The organism is Pseudomonas sp. S3_E10 (assembly GCF_054667615.1).
This window is the reverse complement of record NZ_CP162743.1, coordinates 4237705-4264203: the sequence shown is the minus strand read 5'-3', so window position 1 is coordinate 4264203 and position 26499 is coordinate 4237705. Positions and strand designations below refer to the sequence as shown.

24 protein-coding genes and 1 pseudogene are annotated in these 26499 nt (G+C 60.4%); 5 read left to right on the top strand and 20 right to left on the bottom strand.

What is annotated here, in order from left to right; translation table 11 throughout:
- Positions 1 to 47: 47 nt before the first annotated feature.
- Complete coding sequence (locus AB4N98_RS19595) at positions 48 to 1019, top strand: magnesium and cobalt transport protein CorA (protein ID WP_017527417.1); 972 nt, start codon at positions 48 to 50, stop codon at positions 1017 to 1019.
- On the opposite strand, the gene AB4N98_RS19590 is transcribed toward AB4N98_RS19595, so the two are convergent.
- The 3 genes from AB4N98_RS19590 to AB4N98_RS19580 all read right to left on the bottom strand — a co-directional run bounded on the left by AB4N98_RS19590 (position 1016) and on the right by AB4N98_RS19580 (position 5200).
- The gene (locus AB4N98_RS19590; protein WP_017527416.1) at positions 1016 to 1741 is read right to left on the bottom strand and encodes an amidotransferase; all 726 of its coding nucleotides are present in this window, start codon (positions 1739 to 1741) and stop codon (positions 1016 to 1018) included. The two genes, AB4N98_RS19595 and AB4N98_RS19590, sit on opposite strands and share 4 nt — an antisense overlap.
- A gap of 90 nt (positions 1742 to 1831) precedes the next feature.
- Positions 1832 to 3979: a 3-hydroxyacyl-CoA dehydrogenase NAD-binding domain-containing protein gene (locus AB4N98_RS19585; protein ID WP_017527415.1), complete on the bottom strand. Its 2148-nt coding sequence runs from the start codon at positions 3977 to 3979 to the stop codon at positions 1832 to 1834.
- A 15-nt stretch (positions 3980 to 3994) separates the two neighbouring features.
- A complete protein-coding gene (locus AB4N98_RS19580) occupies positions 3995 to 5200 on the bottom strand; it encodes an acetyl-CoA C-acetyltransferase (protein WP_065878258.1) in 1206 nt (401 codons plus the stop codon).
- A 641-nt stretch (positions 5201 to 5841) separates the two neighbouring features.
- Between AB4N98_RS19580 and AB4N98_RS19575 the strand changes: the two genes are divergently transcribed.
- Complete coding sequence (locus AB4N98_RS19575) at positions 5842 to 6648, top strand: c-type cytochrome (RefSeq protein ID WP_017527412.1); 807 nt, start codon at positions 5842 to 5844, stop codon at positions 6646 to 6648.
- A 33-nt stretch (positions 6649 to 6681) separates the two neighbouring features.
- Here AB4N98_RS19575 and AB4N98_RS19570 read toward each other — a convergent pair whose 3' ends face one another.
- The 14 genes and pseudogenes from AB4N98_RS19570 to AB4N98_RS19505 form a co-directional block, all read right to left on the bottom strand.
- Positions 6682 to 7485, bottom strand: a complete 804-nt coding sequence (locus AB4N98_RS19570) for a transglutaminase family protein (protein WP_068932223.1) — start codon at positions 7483 to 7485, stop codon at positions 6682 to 6684.
- A complete protein-coding gene (locus AB4N98_RS19565) occupies positions 7482 to 8432 on the bottom strand; it encodes an alpha-E domain-containing protein (RefSeq protein ID WP_017527410.1) in 951 nt (316 codons plus the stop codon). Before AB4N98_RS19565 ends, AB4N98_RS19570 begins: the two co-directional genes overlap by 4 nt.
- A 4-nt stretch (positions 8433 to 8436) precedes the next feature.
- Positions 8437 to 9846: a circularly permuted type 2 ATP-grasp protein gene (locus tag AB4N98_RS19560; protein ID WP_017527409.1), complete on the bottom strand. Its 1410-nt coding sequence runs from the start codon at positions 9844 to 9846 to the stop codon at positions 8437 to 8439.
- Positions 9847 to 10246: 400 nt separating this feature from the next.
- The gene (locus AB4N98_RS19555; RefSeq protein WP_003175566.1) at positions 10247 to 10588 is read right to left on the bottom strand and encodes a ribonuclease E inhibitor RraB; all 342 of its coding nucleotides are present in this window, start codon (positions 10586 to 10588) and stop codon (positions 10247 to 10249) included.
- A gap of 209 nt (positions 10589 to 10797) precedes the next feature.
- The gene (locus AB4N98_RS19550) at positions 10798 to 11034 is read right to left on the bottom strand and encodes a hypothetical protein (protein WP_017527408.1); all 237 of its coding nucleotides are present in this window, start codon (positions 11032 to 11034) and stop codon (positions 10798 to 10800) included.
- A gap of 103 nt (positions 11035 to 11137) precedes the next feature.
- Entirely contained in the window at positions 11138 to 11743 is a 606-nt protein-coding gene (locus AB4N98_RS19545) for an START domain-containing protein (RefSeq protein WP_017527407.1), read from the bottom strand.
- Positions 11744 to 11784: 41 nt separating this feature from the next.
- Complete coding sequence (locus AB4N98_RS19540) at positions 11785 to 12039, bottom strand: YkgJ family cysteine cluster protein (protein WP_017527406.1); 255 nt, start codon at positions 12037 to 12039, stop codon at positions 11785 to 11787.
- A gap of 161 nt (positions 12040 to 12200) precedes the next feature.
- Positions 12201 to 12689, bottom strand: coding sequence for a translation initiation factor 2 (locus tag AB4N98_RS19535; RefSeq protein ID WP_068932221.1), 489 nt, complete (start codon positions 12687 to 12689; stop codon positions 12201 to 12203).
- Between the two features lie 104 nt (positions 12690 to 12793).
- Entirely contained in the window at positions 12794 to 14233 is a 1440-nt protein-coding gene (locus AB4N98_RS19530; protein WP_017527404.1) for an aminotransferase-like domain-containing protein, read from the bottom strand.
- 266 nt (positions 14234 to 14499) lie between these two features.
- Entirely contained in the window at positions 14500 to 15315 is an 816-nt protein-coding gene (locus AB4N98_RS19525) for an OmpA family protein (RefSeq protein ID WP_065878266.1), read from the bottom strand.
- Positions 15312 to 15677, bottom strand: a complete 366-nt coding sequence (locus AB4N98_RS19520) for a DUF4398 domain-containing protein (protein WP_017527402.1) — start codon at positions 15675 to 15677, stop codon at positions 15312 to 15314. The genes AB4N98_RS19525 and AB4N98_RS19520 overlap by 4 nt, the downstream gene beginning before the upstream one ends.
- A gap of 9 nt (positions 15678 to 15686) precedes the next feature.
- Positions 15687 to 16498: pseudogene (locus AB4N98_RS19515) on the bottom strand (substrate-binding periplasmic protein).
- An 83-nt stretch (positions 16499 to 16581) separates the two neighbouring features.
- Complete coding sequence (locus AB4N98_RS19510) at positions 16582 to 17511, bottom strand: electron transfer flavoprotein subunit alpha/FixB family protein (protein WP_017527400.1); 930 nt, start codon at positions 17509 to 17511, stop codon at positions 16582 to 16584.
- 2 nt (positions 17512 to 17513) lie between these two features.
- Positions 17514 to 18263, bottom strand: coding sequence for an electron transfer flavoprotein subunit beta/FixA family protein (locus AB4N98_RS19505; protein WP_017527399.1), 750 nt, complete (start codon positions 18261 to 18263; stop codon positions 17514 to 17516).
- A gap of 506 nt (positions 18264 to 18769) precedes the next feature.
- Between AB4N98_RS19505 and AB4N98_RS19500 the strand changes: the two genes are divergently transcribed.
- The gene (locus AB4N98_RS19500) at positions 18770 to 20434 is read left to right on the top strand and encodes an electron transfer flavoprotein-ubiquinone oxidoreductase (protein WP_065878271.1); all 1665 of its coding nucleotides are present in this window, start codon (positions 18770 to 18772) and stop codon (positions 20432 to 20434) included.
- A 92-nt stretch (positions 20435 to 20526) separates the two neighbouring features.
- Here the strand turns inward: AB4N98_RS19500 and AB4N98_RS19495 are convergent, their stop codons facing one another.
- Positions 20527 to 21732 carry a benzoate/H(+) symporter BenE family transporter gene (locus tag AB4N98_RS19495; RefSeq protein WP_017527397.1) on the bottom strand — a complete coding sequence of 402 codons (1206 nt, stop codon included), beginning with the start codon at positions 21730 to 21732 and terminating at the stop codon, positions 20527 to 20529.
- A gap of 347 nt (positions 21733 to 22079) precedes the next feature.
- Here AB4N98_RS19495 and AB4N98_RS19490 point away from each other — a divergent pair, with 347 nt between their 5' ends.
- Positions 22080 to 23468, top strand: coding sequence for an aminotransferase-like domain-containing protein (locus AB4N98_RS19490; protein WP_065878272.1), 1389 nt, complete (start codon positions 22080 to 22082; stop codon positions 23466 to 23468).
- Here the strand turns inward: AB4N98_RS19490 and AB4N98_RS19485 are convergent.
- Positions 23465 to 24358 (bottom strand): AraC family transcriptional regulator, encoded by an 894-nt coding sequence (locus AB4N98_RS19485; protein ID WP_017527395.1) that lies wholly within the window; start codon positions 24356 to 24358, stop codon positions 23465 to 23467. The genes AB4N98_RS19490 and AB4N98_RS19485 overlap by 4 nt on opposite strands.
- Before the next feature lie 180 nt (positions 24359 to 24538).
- Between AB4N98_RS19485 and AB4N98_RS19480 the strand changes: the two genes are divergently transcribed.
- Positions 24539 to 25591: an NAD(P)-dependent alcohol dehydrogenase gene (locus AB4N98_RS19480; RefSeq protein WP_017527394.1), complete on the top strand. Its 1053-nt coding sequence runs from the start codon at positions 24539 to 24541 to the stop codon at positions 25589 to 25591.
- Here AB4N98_RS19480 and AB4N98_RS19475 read toward each other — a convergent pair whose 3' ends face one another.
- Positions 25592 to 26395, bottom strand: a complete 804-nt coding sequence (locus AB4N98_RS19475) for an IclR family transcriptional regulator (protein WP_065878274.1) — start codon at positions 26393 to 26395, stop codon at positions 25592 to 25594.
- Positions 26396 to 26499 lie beyond the last annotated feature (104 nt).

Genomic DNA, 26499 nt, shown 5'->3' with positions numbered 1-26499 from the left:
GCTAAGCTGCCCAACACCTGTCCCCTTTATAAGAAGTGACCAGCACCATGGGTAGAGTTGTTGCAGCCGCCGTCTACAGCGCCGGTAAGAAAGTCACGGATATCACCCTTGATGAAGGCGCGGCCTGGGCCGCCAAACCCGGGCACTTTGTGTGGATCGGCCTGGAAGAGCCCAATGCCCAGGAGCTGAGCAACCTGCAGCGCCAGTTCAACCTGCATGAACTGGCTATCGAAGACGCCCTGGAAAAACACAGCCGCCCCAAGCTGGAAACCTTCGGCGATGCGCTGTTTATCGTCACCTACTCACCGGTGCGCGAGAACGGCAAGCTGGAGTTTATCGAGACCCATATCTTCGCCGGCACCGGCTATATCATCACCGCGCGCAACGGTCACTCGGCGTCCTACGGCTTTGTGCGCCAGCGCTGTGAGGCGCGGCCGCTATTGTTGGAACATGGGGAAGATTTCGTACTGTATGCGTTGCTGGATTTCGTCACCGAAAATTACCAGCCGGTCAGCGAGGCCATCCACGCCGAGATCGATGAGCTGGAGCACAACGTGTTGTGCAGCTCGCTCAGCGAACGCGACATCCAGAAGATCCACGGCCTGCGCCGCGACGTGCTGCGGCTCAAGCGCTATGTAGCGCCGATGGTGGAGATCAGCCAGGAATTGCAGAAGCTGAGCTTCCCGTTTATCGATAAGAACATGCGCCCGTATTTCCGTGACGTGCAGATCCATGTGACACGGCAAATGGAAGACCTCACCACCCTACGCGATATTGCCAGCCAGACCATCGAGATCGGTGTGTTACTCGAGGCGTCGCGCCAGAGCGTGGTGCAACGCAAGTTTGCCGCGTGGGCGGCGATCCTCGCGTTCCCCACCGCAGTGGCGGGGATTTATGGGATGAACTTCCAGAACATGCCCGAACTGCAATGGCACTACGGCTATTTTGCGGTGCTCGGGCTTATTGCGACAGGTTGCACAGGCTTGTGGGCCAGCTTCAAGCGCTCTGGTTGGCTTTAAGCGCGCGCCTCAGGTTTGTGCGCCACAAAGCGCATCATCCATTCCGCCACCGTGGCGCCGTGGTGGTCACGCTTAAGGCTCGCTACGCCGTTCGTGTAGATCGTTTCACCCAGCGTTGTCTGAAGAATCTCCAACAGCTCGCGGGAATAGTCGTGGATGAACTCCGGGTGCCCTTGGAAGCACAGCACCTGGTCGCCAATGTGATACGCGGCGAACGGGCAGAAATCGCTGGAGGCAATGACCGTGGCATTGTCCGGCAAGGTGGTGACCTGGTCCTGATGGCTGATTAACAGCGTCAGTTCCGGTACCTCCGGGCTCATCCACGGCGCCTTGGTATCGAGTTTGTAATCATGGATGCCCATGCCCCAGCCTTTGCTGGCGCGTTCAGCCTTGCCGCCGAGCAGCAGCGCCAATAGCTGGTGACCGAAACAGATGCCCAGCAATTTGTCGCCACGCTCATAGCGCTGGAGCAGGTAGGTCTTGAGGGTCTGTATCCAGGGGTCGGTACCGAATGAATCGGCCTTGCTGCCGGTCACCAGATAGGCATCGAACACCTCATCGTCCGACGGGTATTCGCCTTGCACCACGTTGTAGACCACAAACTCGGCGGCAATCGGTTGCTTGGCGAACAGGCGCTTGAACATCTGCCCGTAACCTTGGTACTGATCGATCAAGCCTGGACGCAGGATATCGGTTTCCAGGATGCAGACGCGTAGCGACATAAAAAATACCTGACACGGCGATGGGAATATTGAACACCCAGAGCCTGCCTTGAAACACCCCTTCAAGGCAAGCCCCCTCCCACACGCCGATCACCGAAACACTTCATCTCGTGCGGCTTTGTCGAGCAACAACGCCGGCGGCGAAAACCGCTCGCCATACTGCTCAGCCAGATAACGGGCGCGGGCGATGAAGTCGTTCAAGCCGTACTGGTTGATAAACTGCAACGCTCCCCCACTCCACGCCGCAAAACCAATGCCGAAAATCGACCCCACGTTGGCGTCGGCAGTGGACATCAACACGCCCTCCTCCACGCAGCGCACGGTTTCGATGGCCTGGATAAACAGCAAACGGTCGCGCACATCCTGCGCAGAGATCTGTTGATCCGGCTGTTCAAAGCGCTTTTTCAGTTCGGGCCACAAGTACTTCTGCCCGCCACTGGGATATTCATAGAACCCGCCGCCTGCCGCCTTGCCTGAACGCTGGTATTCGTTCACCAGCAGATCGATGACCGCCGTCGCCGGATGCCCAGGTACATTCTTACCTTCAGCCAGCAGGTCTTTGGCCGCCTGCTGTCGGATATGGCTCATCAGGCTGAGGGAGACTTCATCGGAAACGGCCAGCGGCCCCACCGGCATACCCGCTTTGCGCGCTTCGGTTTCAATCATCGGCGCAGCCACACCCTCGCCGAGCATGGCGATGCCTTCGTTGGTGAAGGTGCCGAACACCCGCGAGGTAAAGAAGCCGCGACGGTCGTTGACCACGATCGGGGTTTTCTTGATTTGCAGGACAAAATCGAACCCACGGGCCAGGGTTTCGTCCGAGGTGTTGGCGCCCTTGATGATTTCCACCAAAGGCATTTTGTGTACCGGGCTGAAAAAATGCAGGCCGATGAATTTGCCGGCATCCGGCACCGCCTTGGCCAGGCCGCTGATGGGCAAGGTGGAGGTATTGGAAGCGATCACCGCATCGGCGCCGACCACGTTTCGCGCGGCAGCCGAGACCTTGGCCTTGAGCTCACGGTCTTCGAACACTGCTTCGATGATCAGGTCACAGCCGGCCAGGTCGGCATCCGAGGCCGTAGGATGGATCCGCGCCAAGGTGCTTTCCCGCTGCTCGGCGCTCAATTGCCCACGGCCGACTTTTTTGTCCAGCAACGCCGCCGAATGCGCCTTGCCCTTCTCGGCACCGGCCTGGGTGATGTCCTTGAGCACCACGTCGACCCCCGCGCAGGCGCTGGCATAGGCAATACCCGCGCCCATCATCCCTGCGCCAAGCACGCCGACCTTGCGCGTCACATAGGGGGCAAAGCCCTGGGGCCGCGAGCGGCCGGCCTTGATTTGATTAAGCTGGAACCAGAAGGTGCCGATCATGTTTTTCGCCACTTGCCCCACGACCAGCTCGGTGAAGTAGCGGGTTTCAATCAGGTGCGCGGTGTCGACATCCACCTGGGCACCCTCGACGGCGGCGCAGAGGATTTTCTCCGGAGCCGGGAAACAGCCGTTGGTTTTGCTGCGCAGGATCGACGGCGCAATCGCCAGCATCTGTGCCACCTTGGGGCTCGCTGGAGTGCCGCCGGGGAGCTGATAGGCCTTGTTGTCCCAGGGCTGCCTGGCGTCCGGGTTGGCCAGGATCCAGGCACGGGATTTGGCCAGCAACTCGTCGCGGTTCACCGCCAGCTCATTGATCAAACCGGCTTGCAGCGCCTGCTGCGGCCGAATTTTTTTACCCTCCAGCAAATACGGCAAGGCTTTTTCCAGGCCGAGCATGCGCACCATGCGCACCACGCCACCGCCGCCGGGCAACAGGCCCAGAGTGACTTCCGGCAGACCGAGCTGCACCGATTTATCGTCCAGCGCAACCCGGTAATGACACGCCAGGCAAATCTCCCAACCGCCCCCCAGGGCCGCGCCGTTGATCGCCGCCACCACCGGTTTGCCGAGGGTTTCCAGACGGCGCAGTTGCGCTTTTAACACCCGCACGCCGTCGTAGAAGTCCTTGGCGTGGGCCTTGTCGACCTGGATCAGTTCATTAAGGTCACCGCCGGCGAAGAAGGTCTTCTTCGCCGAGGTGATAATCACCCCAGCGATGTGGTCCTTTTCTGCTTCCAAACGTAGGACGGTGGCCGCCATGGCCTCGCGGTATGCGCCGTTCATGGTGTTGGCGCTCTGGCCGGGCATGTCGAGGATAAGCACCACGATCCGGTCCTGGCCTTTTTCGTAACGAATGGCATCGGTCATCAGAAATTCCTTGGATCAGAGGCGTTCGATAATGGTGGCGATCCCCATGCCACCGCCGACACACAGGGTGGCCAGGCCGTAGCGTTGCCGGCGCACTTCGAGTTCGTCGAGCAAGGTGCCCAGGATCGCGCAACCGGTGGCGCCCAGTGGGTGGCCCATGGCGATGGAACCACCATTGACGTTGACTCGCGCCGCATCAATGCGCATGTCCTTGATGAATTTGAGCACCACCGAGGCAAACGCTTCGTTGACTTCGAACAGGTCGATGTCTTCCACGCGCAAACCGGCCTTGGCCAAGGCTTTGCGGGTAGCCGGCGCGGGGCCGGTCAGCATGATGGTGGGGTCGGTGCTGGTCACCGCGGTAGCGACGATGCGCGCCCGTGGCTGCAGGCCCAGCTCGCGGCCCTTGGCCTCGGAGCCGATCAACATCAGCGCGGCGCCATCGACGATGCCGGAGCTGTTGCCCGGCGTGTGCACATGCCGGATGCGCTCCACATGGCTGTAGACCCGCAACGCGGTGGCATCGAAGCCCATTTGCCCGATCATTTCGAAGCTGGGCTTGAGCTTGCCCAGACCGTCGAGCGTGGAGTCGCCACGGATAAATTCGTCATGGTCGAGCAGCACGATGCCGTTCTGGTCCTGCACCGCAATCAGCGATTTGTTGAAGGAACCGTCGGCGCGCGCCCTGGCCGCTTTCTGCTGGGACTGTAGGGCAAAGGTGTCGACGTCTTCACGGGTAAAGCCTTCGAGGGTGGCGATCAGGTCGGCACCGATGCCCTGGGGCGTGAAGTGGCTGTGCATGTTGGTTTGCGGGTCGAGCACCCAGGCACCGCCATCACTGCCCATGGGCACGCGGGACATGGACTCGACGCCGCCTACCACCACCAGGTCTTCAAAGCCGGAACGCACTTTCATCGCGCCCAGGTTCACCGCTTCCAGGCCCGAGGCGCAGAAGCGGTTGACCTGTACACCGGCGACACTGATGGCCCAGTCCGCCACCAGAGCGGCGGTTTTGGCAATGTCGGCGCCCTGATCCCCCACCGGGGTCACGCAGCCCAGCACAATGTCATCCACTTGCTGGGTGTCGAGGTCGCTGCGTTGCGCCAGTGCGGTGAGCAGGCCTGCCACCAGGTTCACCGGCTTGATGCTGTGCAACGCACCGTCGGCCTTGCCCTTGCCACGGGGTGTGCGTATCGCATCAAAGATCAAAGCTTGGGTCATGACGTCCTCGGAGCATTGCGCAGTAGTGCCCTTACCTTAGGCCCGATTGACACGGTTTCAATGACGGATGCGCTCATTGCTTTTGACCCCCACGCTCGGACGAACGGTAGGGCCCTAAGGTAATTCGCGGGTTAATCGTTTTAGCTGTCTAGCCAAGGCATTGGCGCCAAGATGGCGTTATGCCTCATACGTTTTTAAGCTGATTTCCTGCTTAGCTGATATGAAATGGATCTAAGCGTTGAAGAACGGGGGCTCTAAGGTTCAATCAGTAGGAGGTTGCTGCCGGGTTTTGCTGGAGCAGCTGTAAGAAAAGCGACACGTCAACGCGCCATACTGAAATAAACCGGCACGTATTTGACGCTCAGGAATAACAACAAAAGGCAGTCAGCCATGTTCAAGCACACAAAAGTACGTCAGGCGGGACTTATTCTGTTCGCCACCACCCTGATTCTGATCTTGCCCAACTTGACCAAAGTTATTGGGTGATGCCGCGTGCGCAGCACTGCATGCATCAGGACTACCGATTTTTGGCAGCACCTGCCGGGCCTTCGTGTATAGCGATCCTGTTGCAGGGGCTGCCTTTTTACGCGTGTTTTTGCGCTATCGTGAGCCCCATCGCGACTTAACACGGGGCCTGCGCCTTGAAACCGATCTTTGCATTTATCGCCTTGCTGCTTGCCCTGCCCGCTCATGCGGCGCAATTGACCATTGAGCTGGACCACACCAGCAAAACCTGGCAAACCGCCGACCTGCTCAAGCACCCGGATGCGCAGACGGTGCAGATCGTCGATGACGTTTCCTACAAGCGCAACATGACCTATCGCGCATTGCCATTGGCTGTACTCCTACCAGGCCTTAAGCCTGAAAATCACCTGCAAGCCGTGGCCCTCGACGGCTTCGCCGCTGAACTTACCGCCGCCCCGCTGCTGCAGAACCACGGCGCCCGCGCTTGGCTGGCGGTGGAAGACCCCGCCAAACCATGGCCTGCCCTGGCCGATGGCAAGCCCAGCGCCGGGCCGTTCTACCTGGTGTGGACCGACCCGCAGGCCGGGCATATCAGCCCTGAGCAATGGCCGTTCCAAGTTTCCAGAATCAAGCAACTGCAAACGGTGGCCGAGCGTTTTCCGGCGCTGTTGCCTGACCCGGCACTGGCCGCAAATGACCCGATCAATAGAGGCTTTGCGCTGTTCCAGAAAAACTGCCTGGCCTGCCATCGCCTAAATGGCGCAGGCGATGCACAGGTGGGCCCGGACTTGAATACGCCTTACAGCCCCACCGAATATTTCGGCGCTGATTTCCTCAAGCGCTATATCCGCGACCCCCAAAGTCTGCGGCATTGGCCCCAGGCGAAGATGCCGGCATTCGCCGCCAGCGTGTTGCCTGACAGCGAGTTGGATTTGCTGGTGGGGTATTTGAAGCATATGGCGGGGCGTAAACAACAGCCTTGAGACCGCCCTACATTGATCTGCGGCGCCTTGAGATTATTGCTGCTGCACTGCGATCACCGGCGTGGGCGCCACGAACACCTTGGCATGCATCTGCTCATGCCCGCCGCCACGGCGCATGCCGCGCACCGGGCAGGCGTCAAGATAATCCAAGCCCACCGCGAGCTTGAGGTGCCGCTCCGGCCGTGCCAGTTGGTTGGTCACGTCAAAGCTGTACCAGGCGCCGTCCAACCAGGCTTCGGCCCAAGCGTGGCTGGCCAGGTGCGTGCTGTCTTCGGTGTACAAATACCCTGATACATAGCGTGCCGCGATCCCAAGGCTGCGCGCGCAGGCCAGGAACGCGTGAGTGTGGTCCTGACAAACACCCGCCCCGCCGGCAAAGGCCTGCGCGGCACTGGTGTCGACTTCGGTGGCGCCAGGGGTATAGACCATCACGTGGTTGAGCGCGTGCGTCAGGTCGATCAATGCCGTGCGGTCGCGACGTTGATGACAGTGCTGTTCGGCAAACTCACGCAACGCCTCGTCGGGCTCGGTCAGGCGCGTGCAGCGCAGGAACGGAAGCGGCGATTGGCTCTCGTGTTCGGCCTCGCGCAACTCGTCGATGTCCACTTGGCCACGGGCACCGATGATGATGGTGTCATGCGGCTCATCCAGGGTCAGCACGTGCAGGATATTGCCGAACGGGTCCACTTGGGCGCGCACCGGGCGCGGCAGGTCCAATTGCCAACTGAGTACGTGCTGGCGCTCGCTGTCGTGGGGGGTCACACGCAAGTACTGGATGCTGGCGCGCACTTGGTCTTCGTAGTGGTAGGTAGTTTCGTGGCTGATGGAGAGTCTCATGCCGCCTCCAGGTAGGAACTGTAGATGGCGTCGCCCAACTGGCGAACCAAAGGGATAAAGTCGGTCAGCCAGGCGTGCAGGCCTTCTTCGAGGATTTCATCAATGGCGGTAAAGCGCAGGCGCGCGTCCATCTCGGCGGCCAGGCGTTGCGCCGGTCGCCCGTTGAGGCCTGGCAGGCTGGCGAGGATCTGGTCGATCTCTTCGCTGCAGGCCCTGAGCGAGCGCGGCACGTCTGCGCGCAACAGCAACAGTTGCGCAACGTGTCGGGCGCCTGGGGCGTCGCGATAAATCTCGGTATAGGCCTCGAACGACGACAGCGCGCGCAACAAGGCGCTCCATTGGTAGTAGGCGTGAGCCGTGCCGTCGGTGACGGCTTCGGCGCGGTCGCCGGCCATTTCATAGCGTGCGTCCAGCAAACGCAGGGTGTTGTCGGCGCGCTCGATAAATGTGCCCAGACGAATGAAACGGAACGCGTCGTTGCGCATGATGGTGCCGTAGGTGGCGCCGCGAAACAGATGTGAGCGCTCCTTGACCCACTCGCAGAAACGGCTCATGCCGTAGCGGCCCAGGCCTTGTTGGGCGATATCGCGGATATCCAGCCAGGTGGCGTTGATGTTTTCCCACATGTCGGCGGTAATTCGCCCACGCACCGCATGGGCACTGGCCCGCGCGGCGCCGAGACAACTGTAGATACTGGCCGGGTTGGCCGCGTCCAGAGCGAAGAAGTGCAGCAGGTTTTCGGCATGCAATTCACCGTGGCGCTCGCGGTAATCCTCCAGGGTGCCGGTGATCAATAACGGCATGGCCAGTTCATGCAGGCCATCGCCGCGCCCGTCCTGGGGCATCAGCGACAACGAATAACTGACATCGAGCATGCGCGCGAGGTTTTCGGCGCGCTCAAGGTAGCGCGACATCCAATATAAATCCGAGGCAGTTCTGCTCAACATGGCATCAATCCTCCACCACCCAGGTGTCTTTGGTGCCGCCGCCCTGGGACGAGTTGACCACCAGCGAACCTTCGCGCAGCGCCACACGGGTCAAGCCGCCGGGGACTACACGGGTTTCCTTGCCGGACAACACAAACGGGCGCAGGTCGATGTGCCGTGGGGCGATACCGTTTTCGACAAAGGTCGGGCAGGTGGACAGGCATAGGGTCGGTTGGGCGATATAGGCGTGGGGCTTGGCCTTGATACGCGCACGGAAGGCTTCGATCTCGGCCGCGGTGGACGCGGGCCCCACCAGCATGCCGTAGCCGCCGGAGCCTTGGGTTTCCTTGACCACCAAGTCCGGCAGGTTGGCCAGCACGTGGGACAGTTCATCAGGTTTGCGGCACTGGAAGGTCGGCACGTTCTTCAGGATCGGTTCTTCATCCAGGTAAAAACGGATCATCTCGGTGACGAAGGGATACACCGACTTGTCATCCGCCACCCCGGTGCCGATGGCATTGGCCAGCACCACGTTGCCTGAACGATAGGCGGCGAGCAGGCCGGGTACGCCGAGCATGGAGTGCGGATTGAACGCCAGCGGGTCGAGAAACGCGTCGTCGAGGCGACGGTAGATCACGTCCACCGCCTTGGGGCCGTCGGTGGTGCGCATAAATACGCGGTCATCACGCACGAACAAGTCAGCCCCTTCCACCAGTTCCACACCCATTTCCCGAGCGAGGAACGCATGCTCAAAAAAGGCGCTGTTGAACCGCCCCGGCGTCAGTACCACCACGCTGGGGTTATCCAGGGGGCTGGAGCTTTTCAGGGTATCGAGCAGCAGGTTGGGGTAATGGTCGATGGGCGCGATGCGCTGGGCCGCGAACAGTTCGGGGAACAGGCGCATCATCATCTTGCGGTCTTCGAGCATGTAGCTGACACCGCTGGGTGTACGCAGGTTGTCCTCCAGCACGTAGTAAGTGCCATCGCCATCACGTACGAGATCGACCCCGGAGATGTGGGAATACAGATCACGGTGCAGATCCAGCCCCTGCATCGCCAATTGATATTGCTCGTTGGCCAGCACCTGTTCGGCGGGAATGATGCCGGCCTTGATGATGCGTTGCTCGTGGTACAGGTCGGCCAGAAACATGTTCAGCGCCTTGACCCGCTGGATGCAACCGCGCTCGACCACCCGCCATTCACTGGCCGGAATACTGCGCGGGATGGTGTCGAAGGGGATCAGGCGCTCGGTGCCTTGCTCGTCCCCGTACAGGGTGAAGGTGATCCCGGCGCGGTGAAACAGCAAATCGGCTTCGCGGCGACGCTGGGCCAAGAGTTCTGCCGGGGTGTCGGCCAACCAGCGGGCGAATTCGCGGTAGTGCGGGCGCACCTGCCCCGCCCCATCGTACATCTCATCGTAATAAGTGCGGATCATGCCGTACTCCTTGTCACTCGGACGCAAGAACCATCGCAAGGCCCGTGCCATCGGCATAAACACTTAAAAATCAGTGCGTTGAATTAATCCAGGCACCTTGTCGCACCTTCCTGGTGCACAGAATGCCCGGCGTGTTGTCCTGCGCTTCATCGCAATGCAGGCTTTGACTATCAACAGCATAGCCAGAGTTGATTTCACTGCCCGGCCAAGCCTGCGGATAATCGCGCCATCTGCTGAATAACCTTTGGCGCTCCGCTCTTCCCTTTAGGCCACCCTCGTTGGGTGGCTTTTTTTTAGGGTTCAAAAAGTACGGTAGGCGTCGCGCGGCGTTTCAGGTCATACAAACAAAATCGGCCGACCCTGAGGTCAGCCGATACACGGTGTTGCGCGTGACAACCCACTACATGGGTAACGGGCGAACCGGGTGCTTGACGCCCCACCCTTCTATGATGCCGCCAAGGGGCTCCACCACTGCTTCAAAGTCCTGCTCGAAGTCTCCTATGCCGTCGTAGGTTGCAAACATGACCTTGCTTAGCTCCAGGTACCAGGCGCCATCGTCGCGCGCACTGACCTGGGCGTTCAGCGACTCGCCGCGAAACTCACCCGCCGCCCTGCGCGCCCGTTCCTCATCCGGGAAAATGGCGTAGAACTCGATGGGGTGGAAACGTGAAAAATCGAAGCCGCCTTCTTTCATGCGGCGCAGAACGTGGGTACTGATGTCTTCTTGATAGGCTGTGCTCATGAAACGTCCTCCTCAAACCGATGGATAGACTTTCCGTGCTTCCCGAAGCCCGCACCTACCGGCGCGGGAACGGCCATGACATCACCGCTGGAAAACAAGCATGTAGCTGACAAGACCAGACCTTAGCGATTCATTCGCTGATCTCGCTTGCAGAGTAGCGCGAAGCTATCACCTCCACCAGAGGGGCTTGATGGGCGTAAAGGGAATATTCAGGCTGAGGGAGAAATGTCGAGGATCTGGATACTGTTCTGGTCTTTGAGAATCTTGACCGTCGGCTCGGATTGGCGACCTTCGAGGTCGTTGAGGTCGAGTTCAGCGGCGACGGGCACCAGCTTGTTGCGAATCATGTGCGCAGCGTCTTCGAGGCTGGGCTTTTGTTCGCAGGTGAACTGCTCCACGGACTGCTCGCCGTGATCATCAACGAAGGTAATTTGCCACGTTTGCATCGGTGCCTCCTCGATAAAGCCCGCGTATGGGCTCACAGGTATCTGGACCTTGAGGGCGCGCTAAACGTTCCGCTCAAGGCCTGAGGCACCGGATCAACCGCGCTTATTTTTCAGCGTGGTCTTTCAAGGCTTTCAACGTGTTGAACGGGGCATCCACCACGAATTTGTTCGCCAGCCACGACGGCACGCTGCCGCCTGGCTCGGTGTGGACCTGGTAAGTCACTTCGGTCTGGTTGTCGCCTTTGGGCACCAGCTTCCAGAAACCCTCGACCTGGGCGACACGCACATAACCTTTTTCGTCCGGCTTGTAGGTCGGCACGCCCTCAAGCTTGCGGGTTACGCTGCCATCGGCGTTTTTGATGGTGGTGACATGAATATAGGAATCACGATCGGTCACCGGGAATGGGGCGTTGAACTGCGTGTAGGTCCAGGCCTCGTCGCCTTTTTTATCTACCAGCTTCTGGGATTTGCATTCGTGGATCCAGGAACAGGCACCGGCGACATCTTCTTGCAGCGCAACGATCTTGGCCACGGGCGCCTTGATCACGGTTACACCGCGATAGGCCTTGTATTTGGAACCCGCCACTTCGCTCAGGGACACCTTGATCCCCTCTTCGTCCTTGGCGACCTGCCAGTCTTCAGCTTGTGCAGTGGCAGCACACAACAGCGTAAAACCGCACAGCACCGCCATTCGTTTCAGCGAACCCATTGTTGTATTCCTTATTGTTGACGTTCCGAGAGTAAAGCCCATCAAGCCGCCGTCATCTGCTCCCACCAGCCGATCAACCGGATCGCATCGGCCTGGTCGGTGCCGCACACATCGATATCCGCCTTGAAATCACTGCACACCGCCGGGCGCTCCGGCTGCCCGAACAGTTGGCACAGCTGTTCGACCGACAGGTGCAGGCAGCGTTCGCCCGCGGGCTTGCCATTAGGCATTCCGGGTAACGGCGAACTGATGGAGGGGGCAATGCAGCAGGCGCCACAGCCTTCACGGCAATTCATGACCAGCAGGTCCTCGACGACTCAATAGGGATGGCCGGGCTAGGGTACGCCCTTAAACAGCCGTTTTAAAATGGGCTAACACGGGTTTTTCGCATAAAACAAACATGACCGACCGGTCTGCGACAGATGGTCAATGACTCGCGTCACGCACGGGGGAAAGTTTACTGCTTGAACTCAAACTCCAACGCGGCGCCTTCCACCTCCCGGCGCTCCTCGTTGCGCAATTGCAGCTTCATTTCATTGCTGAGCAAACGGCCGTTGATCTGGAAGGCACTGTTGTCAGTGGGCTTCTCGCCGAACATCGGTGGCAGCAACGGCACGCTCTTGGGCTTGGGCATGGTGCCTAGCGGCTGCAGGTGCCGGACCATGTCCGAAGGCAGGGACAGGTCCAACTGCGCCGGTGGCAGCTGGGTCTGTGCCACTTCCTGGGCTGACTTGGACTTTTTCGCCGACGCCCGCTTTTTAGCGGCTGCGGCTTTTTTCTTCGCCGCAGGTGCTTGCTGGGTTGGCGTGGTTTTTTTTGCGGAGGGCTTCTGTTCGCTGCTGGCAGCAGGCTTGTTTTCAGTCACGGGTGATGCCGCCAGCACGGTGCTGACGTTACACAGGCTTAACAGGCCAATCACCATAGCAGTGCGAAAAATACAGGTCATATCGCCTACAGCATTAACGGCAGAGGGCCATATGCTCGCTTGTTGTGCGCGGCATGACAAGCGCGGTGACTCGCCAGCTATCGGAGTTGCCCTCTTTTTACGGCTCAAAAACCCGCTGCGGTTTCCTGGCATAACTGGCTGGCCAGCATCCCCAGGGTCATCAGCGCGCGCTCTGCCTCGCGGTTCCAGGGTGTGCCGCAGTTAAGCCGAATACAGTGGTTGAACTGCTCGGTATTGCTGAAGATCAACCCCGGCGCAATGCTGATGCCCTGTTGCAGGGCGCGCACATGCAGTTCCTGGGTATTGACCCGGCCCGGCAAACTGACCCACAAAATAAAACCGCCGGTCGGGCGAGTCATCTGGGTGCCCTCCGGGAAATATTGCTGCACCGCCAGTTGAAACGCGCTGAGGTTCTTGCGGTACTCCTGACGAATGTAGCGCAGGTGTCGATCGTAGCCACCGTTCTCCAGGTAGGCCGCGACCCCCATCTGGGTCACGCTGCACGCCGAATGGGTGCTGAACATCTGCAAACGCTGGATTTCCTGCTGGTACTTGCCGGCAATCATCCAGCCGATCCGCACGCCCGGCGACAATGTCTTGGAGAAGCTTGAGCAATAGATCACCCGATCCAGGCGGTCATAGGCTTTGAGGGCTTTGGTGCGGCCCAGCTCGAACATCAGTTCGCCGTAGATATCATCCTCGACGATCTGGATATCGAAATCCGATGCCAGGCGCAGCAGCTGTTTCTGCCGCTCCTCGGGCATGGTGCCACCCAACGGGTTACTCAGGCGCGTGGTCAGTACCAACGCTTTGATCGACCATTGATTGGCCGCCAACTGCAAGGCTTCAAGGCTCATGCCGGTGGACGGATCGCTGGGGATCTCGATGACCTTGAGGCCTAGCAGATCGGCCAGTTGCAGCAAACCATAATAGGTCGGTGATTCCGCTGCGATCAGATCGCCGGGACGGGTCAGCACCCGCAGCGACATCTGCAACGCATCGACACAGCCGTGGGTGATCACGACTTCGGAAGGGTCCACCACTACGCCGGCATCGCGCATGCGGATCGCCACTTGGCGTCGCAGCGGCTCGAAACCGGGGCTGAACATGTAGCTGAATGCCCGCGGGCTCTGGAACCGTGTGACCTTGGCCAGTTGCTGGTGCAACGCGCGGACCGGCAAGTAGTCGACACTCGGCACGGCGGCGCCCAACGGGAATACCCCTTCACGGCGCGACTCGCCCAATACCTGTTGAATGATGCTGCTGCGGGTGACCAACCCGGGGCGTTCGACCCGTGCGATATCCGGTGTCGGCGCAGTGAGCGCCGGCGTCTGATGCACGTAGTAGCCGGACTGCGGTCGCGCGCGGATCAGCCCCTGGTCTTCCAGGTTGGCATAGGCCTGCAATACCGTGGCATGACTCACATTGAGTTGGGAGCTCATCTTGCGCACCGAAGGCACGCGCTCGCCCGGCTGATAGACACCGCGCCGGATATCCTCAGCCAGTTGCTGGGCGATACGTTGATAAAGCAGCAGATTGGTCATGACGCAGCACTCGATTTCACGGGTATTTATTTTTGTGTGAAACATACCGGCACAGTTTAAAAGTGTACGGGGACAGTTGCCACAATAGTCGAGCGCGGGCGGGAGTGACAGTAAAAACTGTAAACGGGATACACGACGTTTCAGGTGTACATCGAACAAAAAGTGGGAGGGACGGTGCGACGATTCGACTTGCTCCCGATAGCGGTGAATCAGTCATAGATGTTCAACTGACCCACCGCTATCGGGAGCAAGCCCCCCTCCCACATTTAACGGGCGGCGCCGAGTTGGCCTTTTTCGTCCGAGAATACTATCTCCACCCGGCGATTTTGCGCCCTGCCCCGTTCGGACGCATTGGCCTCCACCGGATACTGGTCGCCATAGCCTTCGACCTGGATGCGTTTTTCGTCGATCCCCAGGTCCACCAGCACATCGGCCACCGACTGCGCGCGGTCACGCGACAGTCTGAGGTTTTCCTGTTGGCCGCCGGTGTTGTCGGCGTAGCCCTCGATGCGCACCACGCGCTTGGGGTTCAGTTGCAGGAACTGCACAATTTTCAACACGGTGCGGTTGGCCGAGTTTTTCAGCTCCGCTTCGCCCGTGTCGAACAGCACGTCGCCCAGGGTCATCACCAGGCCGCGGTCGGTCTGAGTGGTGGTCAGGCTGGCGATCTGTTCTTCAAGCCATTTGCCCTGCTGTTGCACGCTGATCAGCTTGTTTTCACGCAGGGCCAATTGCAGGCGCTGGCGTTCCAGTTCGAGCTTGGCGGCGCGTTCTTCGTTTAGCGCCTGCTCGGTGTGTTCGCGGGCTATGGCGCTGTAGCGCTGGCTCAGGTAGGCGTAATGCACCACGTCCGTGCCGCTGCCCCAATAGCTGGACAAACGATCGGCGCGCGCCAGGGATTCACCGGCGCGAATCACGTCCTTGGGCGCGATGCGCAGCACATTCGCGTCTTCCTTGACCTTCTGGAAATCATTGCCGGCCTGTTGCAAGGCTTGCTCGCCATTGGGATGGCTGGCACAACCGCCCAGTACCGCACTGCCCAGCAACACGGCACAGCTCATACCACGCATGATCGGGCTCATTGGGCTTCTCCCAGCTGCAATTGCTTGCGCAGGCGCGTGATGCGGGTGTTGAGCACGTTGAGTTGTTCCTGGCTTTTGCGGGTCAGCACTTGGGCTTCGGCAAGGCGTGCGTCCAGCTCGGCCTGTTCGGCCCGCATGCGCGCATCCTTGTAGGACTGGTCGGCCATGTCGGCCTTGGCCTGGGCGAATTTGTCTTCGGCCAGTTTCAGGTCAGGCGATTCATCGGCACTGGCACCGACGGCGTTGGCCTGTTCCAGGGCCTGCTGGGTGAGGCGAATCTGTTCATTCGGCGCAGGATCGGCTGCACATCCCGCCAGGGCTACAACAACGGCGAGGGCCGCGAAAAAAGGTCGAAGAGTCACTAAAAATCCCTACTGTGTTGGGGTGCCGACGGGTTGTTGCAATTGCGCCTTCCAGCGCTCGAGGTTGCGCTGCAGCGCGGCTTCCGTCACACCAGACCCGGGCAATTCTGTCATCTTTTTGGCAAGCTGTCCGCGCAACCACGGATCATTGCAGGCCGAGTTGTGGGAAATTGCCAGGTGCAGGCCGGCCTGATCGACAGGCGTATCGCGGGCAATCAAGTCATTGCTCATGCCCAGCGTCTGGGCCATGGCCATGCCGGAATAGCGCCCGGCGAGTACGTAGTCCACCTCGCCCAGCAGCAGTTTTTGGAAGGCGGGGGTCAAGCTCGGGAATCGTTGCAGGGTAAGGTGCTGGGCCAGGGTTTCGAATCCCTGGCTCAAGCGGGCACGCTCCGAGGCCGCCCCCTTGAAACCCTGCAGGTCGGTAGCGCTGGCATATACCAGTGCCGAATCCGTACGCGTCCAGACCCTATAGTCGGTCTGCACCAGGGCCGGGTGGATGTAGTCGAAGTTGCCCAGTTGCGCGTGGTTCAACGGCGCATCGGCAAAAATATCCATACGCCCGCTGCGTACTTCATCCAGCGCCATCGAACGATTGCCACCGTAGAGCAGGTCGATTTTCACACCCAGGTCTTTCGCTACCTGCTGCAACACATCGGCGGTGGCACCGATCAGGTGGGTGGGGTCCTGGGGATCACGCCAGAGCAAAGGGGGGTGTCCGGGCTGCCGGTGATCACCAGGCGCTCACATTTGCCGGCGGCCAGCGCCAGGCCCGGCAACAGCGACAGGCCCAGCAGTAAGGCCCAGGGGCGCAGTTCCATGGCGGTTTCTCCGAGGTTCACAAAAGACCGGGCAAAAAAAACCCGATCATAAGACCGGGCTCTTTATAAGTGAAGCGGCTGGATTAGACCAGCTTCTCCAACTCCGGTACGGCTTCGAACAAGTCCGCGACCAGGCCGTAATCGGCCACCTGGAAGATCGGTGCTTCTTCGTCCTTGTTGATCGCAACGATCACTTTGGAGTCTTTCATACCGGCCAAGTGCTGGATCGCGCCAGAGATACCGACCGCGATGTACAGCTGTGGCGCGACGATCTTGCCGGTCTGGCCGACCTGCATGTCGTTGGGTACGAAACCTGCGTCGACGGCCGCGCGGGAAGCGCCGACCGCAGCGCCGAGCTTGTCGGCCAGGGCGTACAGGTGCTTGAAGTTGTCACCGTTCTGCATGCCACGCCCGCCCGAAACGACGATCTTGGCAGCGGTCAGCTCAGGGCGATCCGACTTGGCCAGCTCTTCGCCAACAAAGCTGGAAGTACCGGCGTCATGGGCAGCGGCGACGGCCTCAACGGCAGCCGAACCACCTTCGGCGGCAACCGGGTCGAAACCGGTGGCGCGCACGGTGATGACTTTGATGGCAGCGCTCGATTGCACGGTGGCAATGGCGTTACCCGCGTAGATCGGGCGCTTGAAGGTGTCGGCGCTTTCGACCGAGATGATCTCGGAGATCTGGTCAACGTCCAGCTGCGCAGCAACGCGTGGCAGGATGTTTTTGCCGTTGGAAGTAGCGGCGGCCAGGATGTGGCTGTAGCCGGCGCCCAGCTCTGCAACCAGCGGGGCAACGTTTTCCGGCAACTGATGCGCGTAAGCAGCATTGTCAGCGTTCAGGACCTTGCTCACACCGGCGATTTTCGCAGCGGCTTCAGCCACGGCGCCAGCGCCTTGACCTGCTACCAGTACGTGGATGTCGCCACCAATTTTAGCGGCAGCGGCCACGGTGTTCAGGGTGGCCGGGGCCAGCACCTTGTTGTCGTGTTCGGCGATTACGAGGATAGCCATGATCAGATCACCTTCGCTTCGTTTTTCAGTTTCTCGACCAGTTCAGCCACCGACTTGACCTTGATGCCGGCGCTGCGTGCAGCCGGCGCTTCGACTTTGACGGTCTTGTTGGTGGAGGCGGTGGAAACGCCCAAAGCATCCGGAGTCAGCACTTCGAGAGGCTTCTTCTTGGCTTTCATGATGTTTGGCAGGGACGCGTAGCGCGGCTCGTTCAAACGCAGGTCGGTGGTGACGATGGCCGGCAGTTTCAGGGAAACCGTCTGCGCGCCGCCGTCGATTTCGCGGGTCACGGCAACCTTGTCGCCGCTCACTTCCACTTTGGATGCGAAAGTACCCTGGCCGTAACCGGTCAGTGCAGCCAGCATCTGGCCAGTCTGGTTGTTGTCGCTGTCGATGGCTTGTTTGCCCAGGATCACCAGCGAAGGCTGCTCCTTGTCGACAACCGCCTTGAGCAGCTTGGCCACGGCCAGGGAGGTCAGTTCTTCAGCGGATTCGACGAGGATGGCACGGTCGGCACCCAGCGCCAGGGCGGTACGCAGCTGCTCTTGAGCAGTGGCAGGACCGATGGAAACCACGACGATTTCAGTCGCAACGCCTTTCTCTTTCAGGCGTACGGCTTCTTCCACGGCGATTTCACAGAATGGGTTCATCGACATCTTGACGTTAGCAAGATCGACGCCGGAATTGTCCGCCTTGACGCGAACTTTCACGTTGTAATCGACAACGCGTTTGACAGCTACAAGAACCTTCATGGATTCCTCGTTACTCTCCGGTGAAAAGAAAATCGCCTAGGCGAACCTGGCGGTTGATGCTCATCGGCACACAAGGGCACCTCCAAAAACCCAGGCAAATGACCTTGCTCACGGGAAACGATGACCGTTCGTCAGTGGTGACTGAGAGGTCATTCTTTATCGCGGCGTGTAAACTGCGCCCCAGTGGGTAGGCGCGCGTCACCTGTTTCGCTTTTGGACGTGCTCTTGAAACCTGCTGTCTGCCTACGGTAAGCGCAAAACCGACCGTATATTGACCGGAACGCCTATTCTGGTCAATACAGCAAAATAGCCAGTCATAAGCCGCGTTGCTTTGATTTACCTAGCCTGCGGGCAATTCAAACAAACGTTTGTATTGGACGCTGACAGTGGTCTATATATAATGCGCCACCTAGAGAGAAAGGTGGGTCCCGCCGTTGCCGCAGGACCACACCGAACCTCCACCCATTAGAAAAAAAGCCTGTTGAGCCTTGAGTAGGAGATAGCCTGTGGAACGCGAATACATGGAATTCGACGTGGTCATCGTCGGCGCCGGCCCGGCGGGCCTGTCCGCCGCCTGCCGACTGAAGCAGAAGGCCGCCGAAGCCGGTAAGGAAATCAGCGTCTGCGTGGTCGAGAAAGGCTCCGAGGTCGGCGCACACATCCTCTCCGGTGCCGTGTTTGAACCTCGCGCCCTGAACGAACTGTTCCCGGACTGGAAAGCCCTCGGCGCCCCGCTCAATACCCCCGTGGTGCGCGATGACATCTATGTACTGCGCAGCAGCGAGGCCTCCACCAAGGTGCCTGACTTCTTCGTGCCCAAGACCATGCACAACGAAGGCAACTACATCATCTCCCTCGGCAACCTGTGCCGCTGGCTGGCCCAACAGGCCGAAAACCTGGGCGTTGAAGTCTACCCAGGCTTCGCCGCCCAGGAAGCGCTGTTCGACGAAAACGGCGTGGTCCGCGGGATCATCACCGGCGACCTCGGCGTCGACCGTGAAGGCCACCCGAAAGAAGGCGTCTACACCCCAGGCATGGAGCTGCGTGGCAAGTACACGCTGTTCGCCGAAGGTTGCCGTGGCCACATCGGCAAGCAACTGATCAAGCGCTTCAACCTGGACAGCGACGCCGACGCCCAGCACTACGGCATCGGCCTCAAGGAAATCTGGGAAATCGACCCGGCCAAGCACCAACCCGGCCTGGTGGTACACACCGCCGGTTGGCCGCTGGACATCATGAGCAACGAGAACACCGGCGGCTCGTTCCTCTACCACTTGGAAAACAACCAGGTGGTCGTCGGCCTGATCGTCGACCTGTCCTACAGCAACGCCTTCCTGTCGCCGTTCGATGAGTTCCAGCGCCTCAAGCATCACCCGGTGCTGGCCCAGTACCTCGAAGGCGGCAAGCGCATCAGCTATGGCGCCCGCGCCCTGGCCAAAGGCGGCATCAACTCGTTGCCGAAGATGGTCTTCAAGGGCGGCGCCCTGATCGGTTGCGACCTGGGCACCATGAACGTGGCCAAGATCAAGGGCAGCCATACCGCCATGAAGTCCGGCATGCTCGCCGCCGACGCCGTGGCCGAGCGCCTGTTCGCCGAATCCGAAGGCGGCGATGAACTGACCAACTACGTCGACGGTTTCAAAGCCAGCTGGCTCTACGAAGAACTGTTCGCCACCCGCAACTTCGGCCCGGCGATGCACAAGTTCGGCCCAATCCTCGGCGCCGGCTTCAACTGGTTCGACCAGAACATCCTCGGCGGCAAAATGCCGTTTACCCTGCACGACACCAAGCCGGACTACGCCTGCCTGAAGCTGGCCAAAGACAGCACGAAGATCGACTACCCCAAGCCCGACGGCAAGCTGAGCTTCGACAAGCTGAGTTCGGTGTTCATTTCCGGTACCAACCACGAAGAAGAACAGCCGTGCCACTTGAAGTTGAAAGACCCGAGCATCCCGATCGGCACCAACCTGCCGCTCTACGATGAACCGGCACAGCGTTACTGCCCGGCCGGCGTGTATGAAGTGATCACCCAGGAAGACGGCGAGAAGCGCTTCCAGATCAACGCCCAGAACTGCGTGCACTGCAAGACCTGTGACATCAAGGACCCTTCGCAGAACATCACCTGGGTTACACCGGAAGGCGCAGGTGGGCCGACTTACCCGAATATGTAACGCGGCTCCTCACAACGCATTTCGCCACACCTGAAAGCCAACGCCTCAAGCGTTGGCTTTTTTTGTACCCGCTCAAGCGCTCAACCCGTGCCTCATGGTCGGCTGCCCTCGGCGACAGCGGCGGCTTTGCTTTGCCGGGTGTAACTCAGCACACAGTGCGCGACGAGGCCGAAGATCAAGCCCCAGAACGCAGCGGCCAGCCCCAGGTAGCTCATGCCCGAAGCGGTGACCAGAAAGGTAATCAGCGCCGCTTCGCGTTGTTTCTCGTCGGCCATGGCGCCTGTCAACCCGGTGCTGATTGCGCCGAACAGTGCCAGGCCCGCCAGGGAGGCAATCAGCTCTTTGGGCAAGGCAGAAAATACCGAAGCCAGGGTCGCGCCAAAGATGCCCATCAGGATGTAGAACACCCCGCAGGCGATCCCGGCGATGTAGCGCTTGTCGCGGTCTTCATGGGCTTCGCGGCCGGTGCAGATGGCGGCGGTAATCGCTGCCAGATTCAAACCATGGGAGCCGAACGGTGCCATCAGGATCGAGCCGATCGCCGTCACCGAAATGATTGAGCGCGCCGGCGTGTGGTAGCCCGAAGTGCGCAATACCGCCATGCCCGGCACGTACTGACCGGTCAGGGTCACCAGCGCCAGCGGCAAGCCGATATTAATGATGGCGTGCCAGCTCCACTGCGGCGCGATAAACACCGGCTGGGCGACGGCGATAGTCATTGCCCCGCTGTTGAGTTCACCAAACGAGGCAGCGACCGCGCAGCCGATAATCAGCACGGACAGGATGGCGTAACGTGGCGAGAAACGCTTGAACACCAGGTAAGTCGCGATCATCGCCAGCACCAGCGCCGGTTGCAGCTTGATCGAGGTGAACAGCTCGGCACCGAAGCGGAACAGGATGCCGGCGAGCATGGCGGCGGCGATGGCTTTGGGCAGGCGACTCATCAGCTTGTCGAACGCGCCAGACAAACCCACCACGGCAATAATCACTGACGCAACCACGTACGCGCCGATGGCCTGGGGCAGAGTCACCGTGGGCAGCATCGAGACCAGCAACGCCGCTCCCGGCGTCGACCACGCGGTGATTACCGGCACCCGCAGGCGCCAGCTCAAAAACAGGCCGGTAATCCCGCTGCCAATGGAAATTGCCCAGATCCACGATGACACCTCGTCATTGGGCAGGTGCGCTTCCTTAGCCGCCTGAAACACGATGATCAAGGGACCGGCATACGAAATGATCACGGCGATAAAACCCGCAATCACGGCTGACAGGGATAGATCCTTTCTGAGTGTGTCCATGATGTCTCGACTTGGCGCGGCAGCGTCGCGCAGTGACCAGGGGGATGATCGATTCGATTGACTCGATTCGAGGCGAGTGTATTTGATTAAATTGAGTTGATTCAATAAGCAACTCAATTATCACTCGATATTTTTTGCGATCACCAGCGCATCTCCTCAACGACTTGAATACAACCCTTTGATTACTAAATAAAATACTAAAATACACCCTCTACAATAAAAGCAATCAGCCATAAAATTATCGAATCAATCGAATCAATAAAGCGATTAGCTCATCTGATCAGGCATCCAATATCCCTGTGATATGCTCAACGCTTCATCATTTCTACGAAGGGCAGTGATCATTCATGTGGGTTCCCCAGCTAAGCGAGTTCAACCAGCCGGTGTATTTGGCGATTGCCGACGCATTGGCACGCGATATCAGCAACGGCGTGTTGAACAAAGGCGATCGCCTGCCGACCCTGCGGGAGCTGGCCACGGCCCTGGATGTCACGCCGGGCACTATCAGCCGCGCGTACAGCGAAGCGCAGCGCCGGGGCCTGGTGCAGGGGGAAGTGGGCCGCGGTACGTTTGTGCTCACTCAGAACCCACCGGGGCCGGCGGCGAGCAACAGCCCGGCGGCGCTGAATCTGGGGCAGCCGGAACTGCTCGACCTGTCGATCATCAAGCCCGGCAGCGAAACCCTGGAACACTGGCTGCGCGACGCATTGGTGAGCCTGGCCAGGAGCACCGATTTCGCGGGCGCCCTGGACTACGCCCCGGACGGCGGTCACCCGGCGCATCGCGAGGCGGGAGCACAGTGGCTACGGCATTCATTGCCCGAGGCACAGTGGCAGCAGGTGATCATCACCGCCGGCGCGCAGCATGGCTTGATGGTGGCGATGAGCGCCCTGACCAACGCCGGCGACCTGGTGCTCTGCGAGGCACTGTGCTACCCCGGCATCATTTCCCTGGCCCATGGCCTTGAACGCCGCCTGCGTGGCGTGCCGATGGATGACGAAGGCATCATTCCCGAGGCGCTGCGCGAACTGTGCCTGCGGGAAAAACCGGCGATGCTGGTGTGCGTCGCGACCTGCCAGAACCCGACGGCGGCGATCATGTCGCAACAACGTCGGGCGCAAATCGCAGCGTTGGCCGAAGAGTTCGACTTCATCATCCTCGACGACGACATCTACGGCTTTCTTGCCACCGACCCGTCCATCAAACCCCTTTCGGCGTTTGCCCCGGACCGCTCGGTGTACCTCACCAGCCTGTCGAAGTCGGTGATGCCCGCATTGCGTATCGGCTACCTGCACAGCCCGCCAAAATTGCTGTCGCGGCTCAGCTCGATGGTGCGTAGCAGCGTCTGGATGCCATCACCCCTGACCGCGCAACTGGCCAGCAATGTGATCACCGAAGGCATGGACCAAAAACTGATCCGCATCCACCGCAACGAGGCGGCCGGCCGGCAAGCGATTGCCCGCGAGATCTTCGCCAGGTTCGAGCTCAAGACCCAGCCCTACGCCTACCATGTGTGGCTGACATTGCCGGAGCCATGGACCAGCGACGAGTTCACCATGCTGGCTCGGGCCAATGGCGTGCTGGTACTTAGTGGCACGCAGTTCCAGGCCGAACGCTCTGAAATGACACGCTGCGTGCGACTGGTGCTGATGTCGCCCACCAGCCGCAACGAATTGCGCTTTGCCCTGACCAAACTGGCCAGCCTGATCGAAACCGACCCGCGCCGTTACTACTAGGCCGCGCGCTCCTCGCCGGGGTTGCGCTCGAAGTAGCGCTTGTATTCGCGACTGAACTGCGACGTGCTCTGGTACCCCACGCTGTGCGCCGCCTGCGCCACACTCATGCCGTCCACCAGCAGCAACTGCTGGGCCTTGAGCAAGCGCAGGCGCTTCAGATATTGCACCGGCGACAGCAAGGTGCAGCGCTTGAAGTGCTCATGAAAGGTCGAAGCGCTCATATGCGCATACCCGGCCAATGTCTCGATGTTCAGCGGCTCGGCGAAATGCGCGTGCAGGTGGTTCAACGAGGTGGCGATTCGCGAAAATTGCCCCTGTTGCTCCACCAGCGCGCGCAACACATCGGCCTGGGGCCCGCGCAACGCCGTGAACAATAATTCGCGCACTCGCGACGGGCCGATGATCCGGCTTTCCAGCGGATCGTGCAGGCACTGCAGCAGCCGCTCGACGCAACCGCGCATCGCATCATCAAGCACCACGGAGCTCATCGACGCCAGCGTCTGCGCCGTCGGCGGTGGCCCGGCCTGCATGCCCATGGCCATGACCAACTCACCCAGCACCACGCGGTCGATACCCACCGTCACCCCCAACAATGGCGCACCCGGCGCCATGGCGAAGGTCTCGCACTCGAACGGCACCGGCATGGCCTGGATCAGGTAATGCCCGGCGCCATACTCCAGCGTCCGCGGGCCCAGGTACGCGACTTTGCTGCCCTGCGCCACGAACATCAGGCTCGGCTCATAGATCTGCGGCCCGCGCGCCACGTCGCAACTGGCGCGCAATACCTTTACGCCGGGCAGGTGGGTCGGGGAGAAACCGTCGCGGGACGTGAGCCCCTCGATCAAGGAAACCAGCGTGGCATTGGCGTCGAGATGGCGGGTCAACAACATGGCAAAAAACTTCGTGAAAAAGAGATGCGAGCATCATCGCAGGTCTGACGGTACATAAATCCAAACAGAGGGCACTGCCGGACGAATAGGCATGAGACTCGGAGCAATCGCCATGGCCGCCCACAAGGTCGGCACGGAGAATGGCCCACCTCACTTTCCAACGCTTTTGCGAGGTTTTCCATGTACACCGCCATCGGCTATGCCGCCCAATCGGCCACCACGCCCCTCGCCCCCATGTCGTTTGAACGCCGCAGCCCGCGCGCCGATGACGTGGCCATCGAGATCCTCTATTGCGGCGTCTGCCACTCCGACATCCATCAGGCACGCAACGAGTGGGGCATCGCCGTGTACCCGCTGATGCCCGGTCATGAGATCGTCGGCAAAGTTACCGCCGTCGGTGCCAGCGTCACCGCCCATAAAGTCGGCGACCTGGTCGGCGTAGGCTGCATGGTTGATTCATGCCGCCACTGCGACGCCTGCCAAGCGGACCTCGAGCAATATTGCCTCGAAGGCCCGACCATGACCTACGCCACCCCGGACCGCGTGGACGGCAGCAACACCATGGGCGGTTACTCCGACAGCATCGTGGTCAGCGAGCACTTCGTGGTGAAAATCCCGGCCACGCTCGACCTGGCCAGCGCCGCGCCGATCCTGTGCGCGGGCATCACCACTTATTCGCCGCTCAAGCATTACGGCGTCAAGGCTGGCGACAAGGTGGGGATCCTGGGCATGGGCGGCCTGGGCCACATGGGCATCAAGTTCGCCAAGGCCATGGGTGCCGAAGTCACGCTGTTCACCCGCTCGGCGAGCAAGGCCGAAGAAGGTCGCCGCCAGGGCGCCGACCACGTGATCGTGTCCACCGATGCCGAACAGATGAAAGCCGCCGCCGGGCACTTCGACTTCCTACTGGACACCATCCCGGTGCAGCACGACCTGAACCCCTACCTCGATGTGCTGCGCTTTGATGGCGTGCATATTCTGGTCGGTTTGATCGAGCCGGTGGACCCGCCCGTCAACGCCGCCAAACTGGTGCTGGGGCGTAAAGTGCTGGCCGGCTCGCTGATCGGCGGCATTGCCGAAACCCAGGAAGTCCTGGATTTCTGCGCAGAGCATGGCATCACCTGCGACATCGAAATGCTCGACATCCGCCAGATCAACGAGGCCTACGCCCGCATGATCGCCGGTGACGTGAAGTACCGCTTTGTTATCGACATGGCAACCTTGAAAGCCTGATCAAACCTTCGCGCCCAACTGCGCGGAAAGCCGCGCTGCAACCTGTTTGATCACAGGGATCAGCTCGGCCATTTTCTCCAGCGGCATGTAGGGCACGGTACTGGCGATGCTGATGCCGGCGACGATTCGCCGGCTGGCATCGCGCACCGGTGCCGCGACGCAACGGATCGACGGTTCGTTGTCTTCCAGATCGAACGCATAACCGCCCAACACATATTCATGCATGCGCTGCTCGAACTGCGCCCAGGACTGTTCCGGGTGCTGCGGCCATTGCAGGTTTTTCCCACCCGCCGGCAAGCTGGTTTCGTACAAGCGTTGCCACTCCTGTACCGAGTCATCCAGCAACATCGCCTTGCCCACGCCCGTGCGTGCCAACGGCATGCGGTGGCCGACCCGCGAACGCATCTCCGGGCCGTTGCGGCCGGGGTTCTTGTGCAGGTACAGCACGTCGTCGTATTCGCGAATGGCCAGGTGGATGGTATCGCCGGTCAGCGCGGACAACTCATCCAGGTAGGGCACCGCCAGGGTCACCAAGGGCAATTCTTCGCGAGCCTGGAACCCCAGCTCGATCAACTTCGGCCCCAGCAGGTAACCGACTTGCGGCACCACGCGCAGGTAACGCTCCTCCACCAGGCAACTGGCCAGGCGGTGGGTGGTGCTGCGGGTGGTGCCGATGCGCTTGGCGATCTCTTTCAGATCCCGCGCACCGGCCGCCACCGCTTGCACCACGCCCAGGCCACGCAGCAGGGTCTGGGTGCCGGTGGGAACGGCGTCTTTGACGGGGGTGTGGGGGGTTTCCTGCATATCGGGCCTATTGGGAAGTACGAAAACGGCGCCATTATGGCAAATGCTGAATATCAATACAGTGGAGATCCAAATGTGGAGGGGGCTTGCTCCCGATGGCGGTG